Annotated in this window: 1 protein-coding gene; it reads left to right on the top strand. The window is 54.6% G+C overall.

The genetic code is table 11. The features are described 5' to 3' along the window. The coding region (locus ACLH1I_RS26745) for a transposase (RefSeq protein WP_213076161.1) at positions 1–218 on the top strand (218 nt) is incomplete at both ends.

Genomic DNA, 218 nt, shown 5'->3' with positions numbered 1-218 from the left:
TCTGTCACGATGAACTGCGGCGTAAGAAAATCAGCGCGCTTATCCCTCCCCGAAAAGGTGCGGGTTACTGGCCCGGTGAATATGCAGACCGTAACCGTGCTGTTGCGAATCAGCGAATGACCGGGAGTAATGCGCGGTGGAAATGGACAACAGATTACAACCGTCGCTCGATAGCGGAAACGGCGATGTACCGGGTAAAACAGCTGTTCGGGGGTTCA

This window comes from Klebsiella sp. 1SOBk10mer (genome assembly GCF_046602535.1).
Classification (GTDB): domain Bacteria; phylum Pseudomonadota; class Gammaproteobacteria; order Enterobacterales; family Enterobacteriaceae; genus Klebsiella; species Klebsiella quasipneumoniae.
Note: the sequence above shows the minus strand (reverse complement) of the source record. Positions and strands in the feature narration are given on the sequence as shown.